This window comes from Pseudooctadecabacter sp., assembly GCF_020627745.1.
Taxonomy (GTDB): domain Bacteria; phylum Pseudomonadota; class Alphaproteobacteria; order Rhodobacterales; family Rhodobacteraceae; genus Octadecabacter.
In genome coordinates, this window is sequence record NZ_JAHDGE010000049.1 from 1 (window position 1) to 14,722 (window position 14,722).

The following is a 14,722-nucleotide window of genomic DNA, read 5'->3' on the forward strand; positions in this document are numbered from 1 at the left end:
TCGCCGCGCAGGAACAGGGCCAGAATGGCCGCCGCGATGGCAGGAATGAATGTCGTGATCGACAGAAGGTTGTCCATCTTAGTAGCCCCCGAAGATCGTGAAGTAGGTCAGGATCACCGCGATCCCGATCACCATGGCGAATGCGTAGGTGAAGACGTAGCCAGACTGCGCGCGCCCGGCCAGACGGGTCAGCATCGGGATAATGCCCATGGCGACCCCGTTGATACCACCGTCGATGACATCGCCATCCCCGCGCTTCCACAAGAAACGTCCAATGGATTTGGCAGGCTGCACGAAGACCGCGTTGTACAGTTCATCAAAGTACCACTTGTTCAGCAGGAAATTGTACAGCGGTGCCTGTTGCTGGGCCAACTGCTTGGGCAGCTCCGGCTTGCGGATGTAGAAGATATAGGCGGTCACAAAGCCCAGCAGCATCGCAAAGAACGGGGCGAGTTTCACCCAGGTCGGCACGGAGTGCGCGTCGTCCAATGTGGTGTTGTCGGGCGACACATAGATCGCGCCCTGCCCCGGCTCACCCGCAAAGGCATAGTGCGTGTCATAGGATTTTTCCGCCGCGTCGTAGCCGTTGGCTTCGTCGTTGTGATCTTCGTCGCCGTGGTTTTCCGCACCCTCGGCCTGCGGCTCTTCGGCGTGATCATCGAGGGCTGCGTATTCCGTGCCGAAATATGTGGCCACGTATTTCGCGTTCCCGAAGAAGGGCTTGTAAAAGACCATTCCGGCAAAGATCGCACCCACCGCCAAAATCGCCAGCGGTGCCAGCATGACTTTGGGGGATTCATGGGCATGTTCATGTGTGTGCTTGTCGCCCCGTGGTTCGCCAAAGAACGTCAGGAACATCAGGCGCCAGCTGTAGAAGCTGGTGAACAGTGCAGAGATCACAAGCAGCCAGAAGGCATAGCCCTGACCCGCCGCAAAGGCGCTTTCAATGATCGCATCTTTGGACACGAAACCTGCGAAGCCCACAGGGAAACCAAGGTACAAAAGCGGAATACCCACGCCGGTGATCGCCAAAGTGCCGATCATCATCGCCCAATAGGTATAGGGCAGCTTATGACGCAACCCGCCATAGTTCCGCATGTCCTGTTCGTGGTGCATCCCGTGGATCACGGACCCCGCGCCCAAGAACAACATCGCCTTGAAGAACGCGTGTGTCAGCAGGTGGAACATGGCCACGGAATAGACACCGATGCCAGCGGCCACGAACATATAACCCAGCTGCGAACAGGTCGAATAAGCGATGACACGTTTGATGTCGTTCTGCACAAGGCCCACGGTCGCTGCGAAGAACGCGGTCGTGGCCCCCAAGAAGACGACAAAACCGGTGGCCGACGGCGCAAATTCCATGATGGGCGACATGCGGCAGACAAGGAAGACACCCGCCGTCACCATGGTCGCCGCGTGGATCAGGGCGGACACAGGCGTCGGGCCCTCCATCGCGTCGGGCAGCCATGTGTGCAACATCAACTGTGCGGATTTACCCATGGCACCGATGAACAGCAGCACGGCAATCACCTCAGCCGCATTCCAGTCGCGCCACAGGAAGGTGAGCGTGGAATTGGCGATGGTTTCAGCCTCACCGAAGATCACATCGAAATTGATCGATCCGGTCATGTAGAAGATCGCGAAGATACCAAGCGCAAAGCCGAAATCACCGACACGGTTGACCACAAATGCCTTGATCGCGGCGGCATTGGCAGAGGGTTTTTTGTAGTAAAACCCGATCAGCAAATAAGACGCGACGCCCACGCCTTCCCAGCCAAAGAACATCTGCACAAGGTTGTCCGCCGTCACCAGCATCAGCATCGCGAAGGTGAAGAAGGACAGATAGGCAAAGAACCGTGCCTTATAGGCGGTGTTCGGAAAGTTTTCGTCGTGCGCCATGTAGCCAAAGGAATACAGGTGCACCAAGGCCGACACCGTGTTGATCACCACCAACATGATCGCCGTCAGACGGTCCATCCGGATGGCCCAGGATGTGTCCAGCGTGCCGGACTGGATCCAGCGCATGATCTCGACCGTGTAGTACCCGTTTGCATGGGCCGACGGATCGAAGGTCAGGAAAATGACCCAAGACAGGATCGCGGCGAGAAACAACAGCGATGTCGTCAGCCACTGCGCCGCCGTCTCGCCCATGATTTTCCAGCCAAAGCCGCCCAGAAGGGCACCGACCAGCGGGGCAAAGAGGATGATCTGTTCCATGGGTCTTAGCCTTTCATGACGTTGACATCTTCAACGTCGATCGTGCCGCGGTTGCGGAAGAAACAAACAAGAATGGCAAGGCCGATGGCGGCCTCGGCGGCGGCAACTGTCAGCACAAAAAGGGTAAACACCTGCCCAACAAGATCGCCCAAGAAGCTGGAGAACGCGACCAGATTGATGTTGACCGCCAGCAGCATCAATTCGATGCTCATCAACAGGATGATCACGTTCTTGCGGTTCAGAAACAGCCCGAAAATGCCGATGACAAACAGGGCCGCCGCGACGGTCAGGTAATGTTCAAGTCCAATAACCATTTTTACAGTCCCTGCCCCGGTTTCACGTCTTTGAGTTCCATGGCCTTCGCCGGATCGCGCATCATCTGTTCCATCACGTTTTGGCGTTTCACATCTGTGCGGTGACGCAATGTCAGAACAATCGCACCGATCATGGCGACCAGCAGGATCAGGCCCGCCAACTGAAACAACAGGAAGTACTGGTCATAAAGCACCAGCCCCAGCGCCTTGGTGTTTTCCACATCCTCAATCGGCTGGGCGATGCGTGTATCCACACCTTCCGAAAAGCCCCAGACCCCAAAGGCCAGCGCCAGCTGCATCAACAAGATCACGCCGATCATCAACGCCAGTGGCATGTATTTCGCCATCTCCGCCTTCAGTTCGGCGAAATCCACGTCCAGCATCATCACGACGAACAGGAACAACACCGCGACGGCGCCTACGTAGACGATCATCAACAGCATCGCGAGCAGTTCCGCCCCCAGCATCACGAACAAACCCGCAGAGCTGAGGAACGCCAAGATCAACCACAGCACCGAATGCACGGGGTTGCGGCTGACAACGGTCATCAGGCCGCCCAAAAGGGTTGTTGTCGCGAATATGTAGAAAGCAATGACAACTGGGGTCATGTGTCTTGGTCCTTCTTGAAAACCTCTGACGCGAGTTCCAGCGCCTTGGGCATTCCCGCCGCACCGCCGAACATGCCGGCCAATGCGATGGTTTCGGTGATTTCGATTTGCGTGGCCCCGGCCTCAAGCGCGTGACGGATCGTCAGCTTGATCTGCGGTTCGGCCAGTCCGCCTTGAAAAACAAGGCCCTGCAAGGTCAGCAAAAGCCGCGTCTTGGCGTCCAGCCCTTCGGGGTTCATCGTCTTGCCCATGAACGCCTCCATCAAGTCGGCGGGCATCGTGGGCATCAGGTCTTCGAACCCCTTCATGGATTTTGCCATCACGTCGGCAAATTCGGGGCTGAGGCCCTTGGCCCAGTCCTGTCCGGCCTTCATCCAGGCGTCGAAAGGGTTGTTTTGATCGCTCATCGGTAAGGCGCGTCGATTTCGAGGTTGCGGGCAATCTCGGCTTCCCAGCGGTCGCCATTGTCGAGGAGTTTTTCCTTGTCGTAGAACAATTCTTCCCGTGTCTCGGTGGAGAATTCGAAGTTCGGGCCTTCGACGATGGCATCGACGGGGCACGCCTCTTGGCAGAAGCCGCAGTAGATGCATTTCGTCATGTCGATGTCATAACGCGTTGTCCGGCGGGATCCGTCAATGCGCGGTTCGGCGTCAATCGTGATCGCCTGTGCGGGGCAAACAGCCTCGCACAATTTGCACGCAATGCAGCGTTCTTCGCCGTTGGGATAGCGCCGCAGGGCGTGTTCGCCGCGAAAACGCGGGCTCAGCGGCCCCTTTTCATGCGGGTAGTTCACCGTGGCTTTGGGGCTGAAGAAATATTTGAACCCCAGCTTGAAGCCCTTGAAGATGTCTTGCAGCAGAAAATACTTCGCCGCGCGGGTGTAGTCGATCTGTGTCATATCAGCCTCCAATCGCCCAGCGGGCCCAGAAGCCGCCAGCGACTTCGAATTTTGCAAGGAATGCCACCAGCACGACCCAGAACAGGGACAGCGGCAGGAACACTTTCCAACCGATCCGCATCAGTTGGTCGTAGCGGAAACGGGGCACGATGGCTTTGACCATGGCGAAGACGAAGAAACACAGCGCCATCTTCAGGACGAACCAGCCGATGCCATCGGGCAAGAAGCCCACCGGCGACAACCAGCCGCCCAAGAACAGCAGCGACACCAGCGCACACATCAGCACCACGGCCATCAACTCGCCGATCATGAACAACAGGAACGGGGTGGAGGAGTATTCAACCTGATAACCTGCAACCAGTTCGGATTCAGCCTCAGGCAGGTCGAACGGCGGACGGTTGGTTTCTGCCAAGGCGGAGATGAAGAACAGGAACAGCATCGGGAAGTGCGGGATGAAGTACCAGTGCAACAGGCCATAGTCGCCATCCTGTGCGGCCACGATATCCCCGAAGTTCATCGACCCGGTTGAGATGATCACACCGATGATGATCAGACCCAGCGAGACTTCATAAGAAATCATCTGCGCGGCGGACCGCAAAGACCCAAGGAACGGGTATTTGGAGTTCGACGCCCAGCCGCCCATGATCACGCCGTAAACCTCCAATGAGGACACCGCGAAGACATACAAAATGGCCACGTTGATGTCGGACATCACCCAGCCTTCGTTGAACGGGATCACCGCCCATGCGATGACCGCCAGAACGAAGGAAATAAGGGGGGCGAGGAAGAAAACCCCCTTGTCGGCACCAGCCGGAACAACGACTTCCTTAACGATATATTTGATGAAATCCGCAAAGGACTGCAGCAGGCCGAAGGCGCCGACCACGTTGGGGCCTTTACGCATCTGCACCGCCGCCCAGACCTTACGGTCGGCGTACATCAAGAAGGCCAAAGCGACCAACAGCGGGATCAAGATCAACAGGCATTGCCCGAGGATCGTCAATACAATCCCAAGATTGGTGTTGGTGAAGAATTCAACCATATCTGTTCCCTCAGCCCTACGGCCCTAGACGGTCGGAATGTCACGCGCGGCGCAATCGGCCACCGTGACTTCGGCGTCTATCGTTCTTAGCCCACGTGGCAAGGCAGGCGAGATGGTGTAAACAGCATCCCCCGTCCAAATGCCACCCTCTTCGTTCACAATCGTCCGCACATTTCGCGCAAATCCATACCCCCGGATCAGCGCATATTGTGCAGCCGCACATTTCGCGTAGTCAGCCACCGCATCCTCGTCCGCCGCATTGGCGACCGTGACGCGGAAGTTGACCAAATCACCCTCAAGCAGGCGGGTCTCAACCCCGTCATACCGGACGGCCCCCTCCGCCACCGGTGGCGCGTCACAGGCGGCAAGCGCCGCAAGACCTATGAGGGCGCAGTGCCGCATTTTTACTCCGCAGCAATCGGCGCTTCGGCGCGCTTTTTCGCATTCGCGCTGAGTTCGGCCATCAGCTGGCTGGCGCGTGCAATCGGGTTCGTCAGGTAGAAATCCTTGATCGCTGTCTTGAACGTCGCTTTGCCCAGCTTGCCGGGCTTCACGGGCGTCCAAGCATTGTCCGCAACCTCATCAATCTGTGCCAGATGCGGGTGGGCGGCAACCATGGCCTGACGCAGGCCAGCCAAGCTGTCCCAATCCTGTTTGGCGTCCAGTTCAGCGGACAGCGCGCGCAGGATGGCCCAGTTTTCCTTGGCCTCACCGGGCGCAAAGCTGGCGCGCATGGCCAGCTGTGGGCGGCCTTCGGTGTTCACGAACAGCGCGTTTTCTTCGGTGTAGGCCGCACCGGGCAGGATGATGTCGGCGCGGTGCGCCCCCCGATCCCCGTGGGAGCCCTGGTAGATCACAAACGGACCATCGGCGATTTCGACTTCGTCGGCACCAAGGTTGTAGATGACCTCGGCGTCCTCGACAGCCTTCATGCCGGCCTCATTCGTGGCATCCACATCCATCGCGCCCACACGGCCAGCGGCGGTGTGCAGAACCATGAACTTGGACGATCCGGCCTCAGCCGTGGCCATGGCGGTGCCAAGAACGGCGTCGCCATCGGCCTCCGTCAGGGCCCCCATGCCGAGGATCATCACACCACGGACACCGTCCTTGTCGGAATGGTCCATCTTGGCCAGTGCGGCCAGCGCCTCACGATCTGTGCCAAGGTGCATATAGTCGTAAGACAGATCAATCGCCTCACCGATCACGGCAACCTTCGCACCCTTGAGCCACGCTTTACGGATGCGCGCGTTGAGAACGGGGGCCTCAACCTCGGGATTGGTGCCGATCAGCAGGATCATCTGCGCATCGTCGATTTCCTCGACCGTCGCATTGCCCACATAGCCAGAACGATTACCGGCTGGCAGTTTGGCATTGTCCACACGGCATTCGACGACACCGCCCTGCCCTTCAATCAAGGACTTGAGGGAGAACGCAGCCTCGGTCGAGGCCAGATCACCGACCAGACCGACAGTCTTCTTGCCCTTCATGGCAGCGGCAGCGGCGGTCAGGGCTTCGTCCCAGCCCGCTTTGCGCAGCTTGCCGTTTTCACGGATGTAAGGTGTGTCCAGACGCTGACGGCGCAGACCATCCCAGACAAAGCGCGTCTTGTCGGAAATCCATTCCTCGTTCACGCCGTCATGGTTGCGCGGCAAGAACCGCATCACTTCGCGGCCCTTGGTGTCAACGCGGATGTTGGACCCCAACGCATCCATCACGTCGATGGATTCGGTTTTGGTCAACTCCCATGGACGGGCGGTGAAGGCATAGGGTTTGGACACCAGCGCGCCCACGGGGCACAGGTCAATGATGTTGCCCTGCATATTCGAATCGAGTGTTTCACCCAGATAGCTGGTGATCTCGCTGTCTTCCCCACGGCCCGTCTGGCCCATCTGGGAAATACCGGCGACCTCGGTCGTGAAGCGCACACAACGGGTGCACGAAATGCAGCGCGTCATGTGGGTTTCGACCAGAGGGCCAAGATCGAGGTCGGTGGCCGCACGTTTGGGTTCGCGGTAGCGCGAGAAATCGACGCCGTAGGCCATGGCCTGATCCTGCAGATCACATTCGCCCCCCTGATCGCAGATCGGGCAATCCAGCGGGTGGTTGATCAGCAGGAATTCCATCACGCCCTCACGGGCCTTCTTGACCATGGGGCTGTTGGTTTTCACCACCGGCGGCTGGCCTTCGGGGCCGGGGCGCAGATCGCGCACCTGCATCGCACAGGAGGCTGCGGGCTTGGGCGGGCCGCCCACGACCTCAACCAGACACATCCGGCAGTTGCCCGCGATGGACAGACGTTCATGGTAACAGAACCGGGGGATTTCGATGCCGGCCTCTTCGCAGGCCTGAATGAGCGTCATCGCGCCCGGCACTTCAACTTCGTTGTCGTCGATGATGATCTTTCGCAGATCAGCCTGTGCGTCTGACATGGGTCGCGTCCCTGTTCCCGTATGGCTCTTTATCCATAAGCCCTTGGCAAGGGCCGAAGATGAGCGCGTTCTAACGTGGGACGCGGGGCAATGCCAGCGCGAATGCCAATTTTCTAGTGTCGAAAAAGCCGCAGCCGGAACGCGGATTTCCTCCGCGGTCCGGCTGCGTGTCTGCAGGGCGTGGTACGGCCCGAAGGCGCTAGCGCAACAGCTGGCCCACCTGCGTGTCCTGCGCGATCTGTCCACGGGCGACCGTGCAATAGGTTGCAGCATCCGACGTTACGACACCAAGGTCCGCCAGACGTCCGCGCGCGATGGCTTCAAGCCGGTCCTTTTCGGCGTCATTGTCGATGTAGGCGTCGATCTGTGCGTTCGAAAATCCTTCGTCCTGCAAAATCCCCTTGAGGCTTTGCAGAAAGTTAATGCCACGAATGTAGCGCACGCGAACATCGTCGCATTTGTCGCCAAGTTCGATTGCCATGCCTGCGGCGATCAATCCTTCGGTCACTCGGGTGACATCACCCGGAAACCCTTGCGCCTGAGCACCGGTCGCCGTCAGCGCGGCACTCAATACGAGGGGGGTCAAAAACTTCATCTGCTCACTCCAAATTCTGGCCACGGACCGGGCCGCAGCGTTCGGGTTAGATGTGTTCCATGTCAGGGTGCTATTCAATAGCAGGCGGCTGATAGGCGTTTCCATCGGCGGAAATTTTCACACCCGCCCCGCGCGGATGTCATCCCAGCCGAAGGCACGATCGGACGGGCCGTTCCGGCGCAAATCCTCCAGACGGGCCAGGGCCTCTTCACGGCTGGGCCGGTGCCCCTCGTCGATCCACCACATGACGAAATGCTGCTGGTCCAGAACCTCAAACCATTCGGTTTTACGGTCCATAAATTTGGCGTGCAGGGTCTTGTAGACAAAGGTCTCAAGCGAAGCCAAATCCTCCCAGACGGTCAGATTGAACACAAGTTGCGGGTCATCCCCGATGTGGTTTTCTGTGTTACCCGCGCTTGGATCATCGCCTTCGGACATCCAGACAAATCCGGGCATGCGTTTGCCCATGCCGTTGATCCGGTCGAGATTGGCCATGAATTCCGCGACACGCGGATCGTCCGTGGGGGCCAGAAGGCGCCCGATATTGAGTTCGGCCAGATGCATCAACTGCCCCCAAGATAAAGGGATGCCACGACGAACAGGACCACGCCAAGACCCATCAACAATCCTACGATGATCGCAAACGAGAATGCTGCCCCGAAGAACCCGCCCAGCAGGGTGCCGATCACGCCCCATGCAACCGAAGACGCCTCAAGCAGTACAGCGCTGCCCCACCCCACAGCACCACCGGCCACAGCGCCCAGCAAACCGGTCGCGATCCGCATCCCGCGCGTGCCCTCGGTTCCGGTGGGGCCGAAAAAATCATTGAAATCCATGCCTGCCCTTTCGTCGTCGGCAAAACCGTAGACCGACGCTGGCACGCTGTCTATCTGCGTCTGCGCTCCCGGGACGGGGCGATGCCGTTGACGGCTTTGCCCAAAAAGGCGACCGCCATCAACAGCCCGACACCCGCAAGAGCCACAATGGCCGCCCAGGCCCACGTCGGTGCGGCCCCGACCTCGATCGCGCGGTAGGTGAAATAGGACGGCAGGCCGCAAATAATGACAGTCGCCAAGGCCGCCAGAAACGATGCGATACCATCCAGAACGTGTTTCATCTTCGCCTTCCTGCGCGACTACGGAGCCTAATTTTCAGACCGCCCGACAAAATTCGCGAATTTTGTCACTCCGCCGCGATGCGCGCCGTTTTAATCCGGTCTTCGATTTCGTCGCGGAAGTTCTTGATCAGGCCCTGGATCGGCCAAGCCGCCGCATCGCCCAACGCACAGATGGTGTGGCCCTCGACCTGTTTGGTCACATCCAAAAGCATGTCGATTTCCTCGACCGACGCATTGCCCTTCACCAGACGGTCCATCACGCGCATCATCCAGCCCGTGCCTTCGCGACAAGGCGTGCACTGGCCGCAGGATTCGTGCTTGTAGAACTTGGACAGCCGCCAGATCGCTTTGATGATGTCGGTGGACTGGTCCATCACGATGACCGCTGCGGTGCCAAGGGACGACCCCTTTTCCTTCAGCGCATCAAAATCCATCACCGCATCGCGCATGTTCTCACCGCGCACACACGGAACGGATGACCCGCCGGGGATTACAGCCTTGAGGTTGTCCCACCCGCCGCGAATACCGCCACAGTGTTTTTCGATCAACTCTTCGAACGAAATCGACATGGCCTCTTCGACCACGCAGGGGTTGTTCACATGACCGGAAATCGCAAAAAGTTTTGTCCCTGCGTTGTTCGGACGCCCGAAAGAGCTGAACCATTCAGGCCCGCGCCGCAGGATTGTCGGGACCACGGCAATGGATTCCACATTGTTCACCGTCGTTGGGCAGCCATAAAGCCCCGCACCGGCCGGAAACGGCGGCTTCATGCGCGGCATGCCTTTTTTGCCCTCAAGGGATTCGATCAATGCGGTTTCTTCGCCGCAGATGTACGCCCCTGCCCCGTGGTGCAGATAAATCTCGAAATCCCAACCGGATTTGCAGGCGTTCTTGCCGACCAGACCGGCCTCATACGCCTCGTCAATCGCCGCCTGCAGCGCCTCTTTTTCGCGGATGTATTCGCCACGGATGTAGATATAGCAGGCGTTGGCGTTCATGGCGAAAGACGCAATCAGGCAGCCTTCGATCAGCGTATGCGGATCATGGCGCATGATCTCGCGGTCCTTACAGGTGCCCGGTTCAGATTCGTCTGCGTTCACAACCAGATAGGCAGGCCGTCCGTCGCTTTCCTTGGGCATGAAGGACCACTTCAGACCGGTCGGGAAACCCGCACCACCGCGCCCGCGCAGACCGGACGCCTTCATCTGGTCGACGATCCAATCACGCCCGTTCTTGATGATCTTGGCGGTTCCGTCCCAGTGGCCGCGCTTTTTCGCGCCTGCCAGCGTACGGTCGTGCATCCCGTAAAGGTTGGTGAAAATGCGGTCCTGATCAGCAAGCATCGCGCGTGTTCCCTTTTCTCTGCCCAGCCCTGGCAACGGGCGGCGGCAACGTCTTATTTATCTTTGGTCTTTTGCCACAGGTTCCAGGTCACGACCAGTGACCAAATGAACGCAGCAAGCGAGATGAGATAGAAGAGCATTTCCAACCGCACACCACCGCCAAACGCCCGCGCGAGCTGTGGCGCAAAGATGGCCAGGATGCCCCCGGCTGCAATCACAAGGGCGGCGGTCCGGCCCTGGCGGGCTGTGTCAGTGTTACGGTTGTCGCTCATGACGGTCTTTTGCAGCGCGAGCGCGCAAAAGAAAAGGGCCGCGATGTCATGTCGCGGCCCTTTTTGTCGGCAATGGCGGGGCAGTGTTATTCGTAAACGCCGCCCTTCTTGACCTTGTTCGAGAATTCGGTTGTGCCGCCTTTGGCGAGAACTTTGGCCTGTTTGACCCATTCGTCGCGGCTGACACGTCCCTTGAACCCTTCAAGGTTCTGGTCCACCCATTCGACTTCCTTTTTGCGCCAGCTGGCGACCTGATCAAAATGCCACACGCCCATCGTGTTGAGCATGTTTTCAAGCTTCGGCCCCACACCTTTGATCTGTTTGAGGTCATCGCCTGCTCCGCCACGGGGTTTGGTCAACATTTCAGGCTTGCCGTCGGCGGCGACGGGTTTGCGTGCCGGTGCGGCCTTGGTGGCGGGCTTGGCTGCGGGTGTCGCAGGCGCCGCGGCCTTGGCTGGCGCTGCTGCTTTCGCGGCGGGCGCGGCTTTAGGTGTTGCAGCCGGTTTGGGCGCCGGTTTTGCAACGGGGGCTGCTGCAGGGGCGGTCGCGACTGCTGCAGGGGTTGCAGTGGCCGGGGCTGCTGTCGTCATCGACGGGGTCGCCGATGCGGCCGCCGCCGGTGCAGTCCCGCTTGCCGAGGGAGAGGGAGACGCGGACGTCACAGACGACCCGGACGTCGAGGCACGATCCGCTGACAGATCACGCGGACCGGTTGGCCCGCCCGCAGGTTCACGCCAGCCAAGCCAGAGGACAATCGCCGTGATGATCGCCACAATCGCCCCGATCAGAAATGCGGCAAACCCGGCAAAATCCAGAACGAGGTAGGATACAGCGAAGGCAACAATGCCGAACAAGGCTGCAACAGCGAGGACGCCATAGCTTTTCGGTGCAGTATCTTTCATTTCAAAACCCTTCTTTTCTCTCCATAGCGCAGGTGCACCTGCGACAGAATTACGCAAAGCTTAGCCAGCACAATCGCACTTGATAAGGGGGAGAAACGACAAAAGCCGCCCAAATGTGGCGTTTGGGCGGCGATTGGCACCTAAATGGCGCATCATGGTCAGGTTTTACCCTTTGGAGGCAAGTTCGGTTGCTTGCGCGATCCAGTTGTCTCGTGCGATCCGGCCCTTGAATTTCAAGCGGCTGTCGACCCATGCGACCTCGGCATCGGTCCATTTGGCAATCTGGTCAAAATGCCAGAAGCCCAGGTCGTTCAGCACGCCTTCCAGTTTCGGGCCGACCCCGCTGATCAGTTTCAGATCATCGGCCCCTGCTTTGCGCGGGGCTGTCATGGTGCGCGGCTTCTTCTCAGCACCGGCTGTCGGGGTCGCAGTTGCAGGCGGGTTGGATTTGCCACGCGGCTTGGCCGCGCTGTCGGCGTTCGCCTGCTGTTTGGTGATTCCGTCCTTGCTGGCAGGTTTGTTGGCCGCCGGTTTCGGCCCAGGCGTCTTATCGCCCACGGCCTTTTTGACGGCGGGGCGTTTCGCCACCGGTTTTTGCTGATTGGCAGGCGCGCCTGTGACCTGCACGGGGGCATTCGTCGTCGGTGCCGCCTGTCCCCACGGGGCCAACAACGGCACTTCCGTGCCGTCAATCCGTTTCACAGTGTCGCCAATTTCATGGGCCAACTGCACGGAGGCGTTGTATTGGTTCTTGCCGCTGTCAAAATCGGTGAGCGTGGTCAGACCCTTCAAGGGTTCCGACGCATAGCGGCCATTCTGCGGTCCCGGCAGCGGCACATTGCCTGCGGCCAATTCGTCGATGATTTCGCCCATGCGGGCCGCGGTCAGGTCTTCGTAATAATCCTTGCCGATCTGGGCCATGGGCGCGTTGGCGCAAGACCCGAGGCATTCGACCTCTTCCCACGACATCTTGCCATCGGCGGACAGCTCATGCGGGTTGGGGGCAATCTTTTCCTGACAGACGGCAACCAGATCTTCGGCGCCACAGATCATGCAGGACGTCGTGCCGCAAACCTGAATATGCGCGACAGACCCCACGGGCTGCAGCTGGAACATGAAATAAAACGACGCCACTTCCAGCGCGCGCATATAGGCCAGGCCCAACATCTCCGCGACCGTTTCAATCGCCGGGCGGGTCAACCAGCCTTCTTGTTCCTGCGCCCGCCACAAAAGCGGGATAATCGCGGAGGCCTGACGCCCCTCGGGGTATTTTGTCATCTGCTTTTCAGCCCATGCCTGATTGTCAGGCGTGAAGGCAAAGCTGTCAGGCTGTTCGAGGTGGAGGCGTCTGAGCATTGGGTCGGTGTCCTGTCGTCGATCGGACGGTTTGCGCTACCCGCAAACCTCGTTGGTCAATTTCATGGTCCCGTCCGCCTGAAGCGCGACAAGCCCATCGTTATACATCTGCGCGATGACGGCCATGGTCTGGTCCGCATCAAGGCCGGAGGCGGCCTGCACCGCATCGCCGTTATCGGCCGTCACAACACACCCCGCCTCTTCAACGGCGCGGGTCATGGCGGCGACCTCATCCTCGGTCTGGGCAACCACAGGTGCGGCCATCAGGGCAAAAACGCACGCAAAGCGGATCATGATAGTCCTCCCGCGACAGCCAACCCCGTCAGGCCGATGAACATCGACATGGGCAAGCTATGAAGCCCCAATCCCGACGCCAGAAGGAGAGCGGGCGCAATCCCGACCACGGTAATCAACGGTCAATCTCCCCGAACACAACATCAAGGGACCCGATGATCGCGGCCACATCGGCCAGCTGGTGCTTGGTCGCCACATGGTCCATCGCCTGCAAGTGCAGATACCCCGGCGCGCGCAGCTTGGCGCGGTAGGGTTTGTTGGTGCCATCGGCGACAAGGTACACGCCGAATTCGCCCTTGGGGGCTTCGACGCAGGCGTAAACCTCACCAGCGGGGACGTGGAACCCTTCGGTATAGAGTTTGAAGTGATGGATCAGAGCCTCCATCGAGGTCTTCATCTCACCACGGGTCGGCGGGGACATCTTGCCCCGCGCCATCACATCACCCTTTTCATGGCGCAGCTTTTCGCAGGCCTGACGGATGATCGACGTGGACTGACGCATTTCTTCCATCCGGCACAGGTAACGGTCATAGCAATCGCCGTTCTTGCCCACAGGGATCTGGAAATCGAATTCGTCGTAGCATTCATAGGGCTGGCTGCGGCGCAAATCCCAAGCAAGGCCAGACCCGCGCACCATCACGCCGGAAAACCCCCACTCCTGAATTTCTTCTTCAGACACGATGCCGATATCGACGTTGCGCTGTTTGAAAATGCGGTTTTCGGTCAGCAACCCGTCAAGGTCATCGACCACCGGCAGGAATTCCTGCGCCCATGTGTCGATGTCTTCGATCAGCTGGTCGGGCAGGTCCTGATGGACCCCGCCGGGACGGAAATAGGCGGCGTGCAAACGCGCACCACAGGCGCGTTCGTAAAACACCATCAGCTTTTCGCGTTCCTCAAAGCCCCAGGAAATCGGCGTCAACGCGCCCACGTCCATGGCTTGGGTACAGATGTTCATGAGGTGGTTGAGAACGCGGCCAATCTCGGAATACAGCACGCGGATCAGGGACGCACGACGGGGCACTTCGGTGCCGGTCAGCTTTTCAATCGCCAGACACCAAGCGTGTTCCTGGTTCATGGGCGACACGTAATCGAGGCGGTCGAAATACGGCAGGTTCTGCAGATAGGTCCGCGATTCCATCAGCTTTTCGGTGCCACGGTGCAAAAGACCGATGTGCGGGTCGCAACGTTCGACAATCTCGCCGTCCAGTTCGAGGACAAGACGCAAAACCCCGTGCGCCGCAGGGTGCTGGGGCCCGAAGTTAATGTTAAAATTGCGGATCTGCTGTTCGCCTGTGAGAGCGTCGTCGAAGTTTTTGGTGCCGTCCA

General features: G+C 59.2%; 18 protein-coding genes. All 18 read right to left on the reverse strand.

Annotated features, from left to right (window positions below; all coding sequences use genetic code 11):
• Positions 1–78: 78 nt before the first annotated feature.
• A complete protein-coding gene (nuoL, locus tag QZ653_RS13805) occupies positions 79–2,220 on the reverse strand; it encodes an NADH-quinone oxidoreductase subunit L (protein ID WP_296420888.1) in 2,142 nt (713 codons plus the stop codon).
• A 5-nt stretch (positions 2,221–2,225) separates the two neighbouring features.
• Positions 2,226–2,534 carry an NADH-quinone oxidoreductase subunit NuoK gene (gene nuoK / locus QZ653_RS13810; protein WP_296420890.1) on the reverse strand — a complete coding sequence of 103 codons (309 nt, stop codon included), beginning with the start codon at positions 2,532–2,534 and terminating at the stop codon, positions 2,226–2,228.
• A 2-nt stretch (positions 2,535–2,536) separates the two neighbouring features.
• Positions 2,537–3,142, reverse strand: a complete 606-nt coding sequence (locus QZ653_RS13815; RefSeq protein ID WP_296420892.1) for an NADH-quinone oxidoreductase subunit J — start codon at positions 3,140–3,142, stop codon at positions 2,537–2,539.
• On the reverse strand, positions 3,139–3,549 hold the full coding sequence (locus tag QZ653_RS13820) for a carboxymuconolactone decarboxylase family protein (protein WP_296420895.1): 411 nt from the start codon (positions 3,547–3,549) through the stop codon (positions 3,139–3,141). The genes QZ653_RS13815 and QZ653_RS13820 overlap by 4 nt, the downstream gene beginning before the upstream one ends.
• Positions 3,546–4,040 (reverse strand): NADH-quinone oxidoreductase subunit NuoI, encoded by a 495-nt coding sequence (nuoI, locus tag QZ653_RS13825; RefSeq protein WP_296420897.1) that lies wholly within the window; start codon positions 4,038–4,040, stop codon positions 3,546–3,548. Before nuoI ends, QZ653_RS13820 begins: the two co-directional genes overlap by 4 nt.
• Before the next feature lies 1 nt (position 4,041).
• The gene (gene nuoH, locus QZ653_RS13830; RefSeq protein ID WP_296420898.1) at positions 4,042–5,082 is read right to left on the reverse strand and encodes an NADH-quinone oxidoreductase subunit NuoH; all 1,041 of its coding nucleotides are present in this window, start codon (positions 5,080–5,082) and stop codon (positions 4,042–4,044) included.
• A gap of 24 nt (positions 5,083–5,106) precedes the next feature.
• A complete protein-coding gene (locus tag QZ653_RS13835) occupies positions 5,107–5,484 on the reverse strand; it encodes a hypothetical protein (RefSeq protein ID WP_296420901.1) in 378 nt (125 codons plus the stop codon).
• A gap of 2 nt (positions 5,485–5,486) precedes the next feature.
• Entirely contained in the window at positions 5,487–7,514 is a 2,028-nt protein-coding gene (nuoG, locus tag QZ653_RS13840) for an NADH-quinone oxidoreductase subunit NuoG (RefSeq protein WP_296420903.1), read from the reverse strand.
• A gap of 199 nt (positions 7,515–7,713) precedes the next feature.
• The gene (locus tag QZ653_RS13845) at positions 7,714–8,109 is read right to left on the reverse strand and encodes a DUF5333 domain-containing protein (RefSeq protein ID WP_296420906.1); all 396 of its coding nucleotides are present in this window, start codon (positions 8,107–8,109) and stop codon (positions 7,714–7,716) included.
• 117 nt (positions 8,110–8,226) lie between these two features.
• Entirely contained in the window at positions 8,227–8,673 is a 447-nt protein-coding gene (locus tag QZ653_RS13850; protein ID WP_296420908.1) for a DUF3291 domain-containing protein, read from the reverse strand.
• Positions 8,673–8,945 (reverse strand): hypothetical protein, encoded by a 273-nt coding sequence (locus QZ653_RS13855; protein ID WP_296420910.1) that lies wholly within the window; start codon positions 8,943–8,945, stop codon positions 8,673–8,675. The genes QZ653_RS13850 and QZ653_RS13855 overlap by 1 nt, the downstream gene beginning before the upstream one ends.
• Positions 8,946–8,995: 50 nt before the next feature.
• Positions 8,996–9,226, reverse strand: coding sequence for a hypothetical protein (locus tag QZ653_RS13860; protein WP_296420911.1), 231 nt, complete (start codon positions 9,224–9,226; stop codon positions 8,996–8,998).
• Positions 9,227–9,291: 65 nt separating this feature from the next.
• Complete coding sequence (gene nuoF / locus QZ653_RS13865) at positions 9,292–10,569, reverse strand: NADH-quinone oxidoreductase subunit NuoF (protein ID WP_296420913.1); 1,278 nt, start codon at positions 10,567–10,569, stop codon at positions 9,292–9,294.
• Positions 10,570–10,622: 53 nt separating this feature from the next.
• Positions 10,623–10,841, reverse strand: a complete 219-nt coding sequence (locus tag QZ653_RS13870; RefSeq protein ID WP_296420915.1) for a DUF5337 family protein — start codon at positions 10,839–10,841, stop codon at positions 10,623–10,625.
• Between the two features lie 86 nt (positions 10,842–10,927).
• Entirely contained in the window at positions 10,928–11,743 is an 816-nt protein-coding gene (locus tag QZ653_RS13875; protein ID WP_296420916.1) for an NADH:quinone oxidoreductase, read from the reverse strand.
• 165 nt (positions 11,744–11,908) lie between these two features.
• Positions 11,909–13,099, reverse strand: a complete 1,191-nt coding sequence (locus QZ653_RS13880; protein WP_296420917.1) for an NADH-quinone oxidoreductase subunit E — start codon at positions 13,097–13,099, stop codon at positions 11,909–11,911.
• 36 nt (positions 13,100–13,135) lie between these two features.
• On the reverse strand, positions 13,136–13,393 hold the full coding sequence (locus tag QZ653_RS13885; protein WP_296420918.1) for a hypothetical protein: 258 nt from the start codon (positions 13,391–13,393) through the stop codon (positions 13,136–13,138).
• A gap of 115 nt (positions 13,394–13,508) precedes the next feature.
• Positions 13,509–14,722 (reverse strand): NADH-quinone oxidoreductase subunit D (locus QZ653_RS13890; protein WP_296420920.1); only part of this gene is annotated, 1,214 nt, incomplete at its 5' end.

Bases quoted from the DNA above. Each gene is read 5' to 3' on its own strand.
- QZ653_RS13835 (WP_296420901.1), bottom strand. From the start codon at position 5,484: ATGCGGCACTGCGCCCTCATAGGTCTTGCGGCGCTTGCCGCCTGTGAC.
- QZ653_RS13870 (WP_296420915.1), bottom strand. From the start codon at position 10,841: ATGAGCGACAACCGTAACACTGACACAGCCCGCCAGGGCCGGACCGCC.
- QZ653_RS13845 (WP_296420906.1), bottom strand. From the start codon at position 8,109: ATGAAGTTTTTGACCCCCCTCGTATTGAGTGCCGCGCTGACGGCGACC.
- nuoK (WP_296420890.1), bottom strand. From the start codon at position 2,534: ATGGTTATTGGACTTGAACATTACCTGACCGTCGCGGCGGCCCTGTTT.
- QZ653_RS13855 (WP_296420910.1), bottom strand. From the start codon at position 8,945: ATGGATTTCAATGATTTTTTCGGCCCCACCGGAACCGAGGGCACGCGC.
- QZ653_RS13815 (WP_296420892.1), bottom strand. From the start codon at position 3,142: ATGACCCCAGTTGTCATTGCTTTCTACATATTCGCGACAACAACCCTT.
- nuoL (WP_296420888.1), bottom strand. From the start codon at position 2,220: ATGGAACAGATCATCCTCTTTGCCCCGCTGGTCGGTGCCCTTCTGGGC.
- QZ653_RS13885 (WP_296420918.1), bottom strand. From the start codon at position 13,393: ATGATCCGCTTTGCGTGCGTTTTTGCCCTGATGGCCGCACCTGTGGTT.
- QZ653_RS13850 (WP_296420908.1), bottom strand. From the start codon at position 8,673: ATGCATCTGGCCGAACTCAATATCGGGCGCCTTCTGGCCCCCACGGAC.
- QZ653_RS13860 (WP_296420911.1), bottom strand. From the start codon at position 9,226: ATGAAACACGTTCTGGATGGTATCGCATCGTTTCTGGCGGCCTTGGCG.
- QZ653_RS13820 (WP_296420895.1), bottom strand. From the start codon at position 3,549: ATGAGCGATCAAAACAACCCTTTCGACGCCTGGATGAAGGCCGGACAG.
- nuoG (WP_296420903.1), bottom strand. From the start codon at position 7,514: ATGTCAGACGCACAGGCTGATCTGCGAAAGATCATCATCGACGACAAC.
- nuoH (WP_296420898.1), bottom strand. From the start codon at position 5,082: ATGGTTGAATTCTTCACCAACACCAATCTTGGGATTGTATTGACGATC.
- nuoI (WP_296420897.1), bottom strand. From the start codon at position 4,040: ATGACACAGATCGACTACACCCGCGCGGCGAAGTATTTTCTGCTGCAA.
- nuoF (WP_296420913.1), bottom strand. From the start codon at position 10,569: ATGCTTGCTGATCAGGACCGCATTTTCACCAACCTTTACGGGATGCAC.
- QZ653_RS13880 (WP_296420917.1), bottom strand. From the start codon at position 13,099: ATGCTCAGACGCCTCCACCTCGAACAGCCTGACAGCTTTGCCTTCACG.
- QZ653_RS13875 (WP_296420916.1), bottom strand. From the start codon at position 11,743: ATGAAAGATACTGCACCGAAAAGCTATGGCGTCCTCGCTGTTGCAGCC.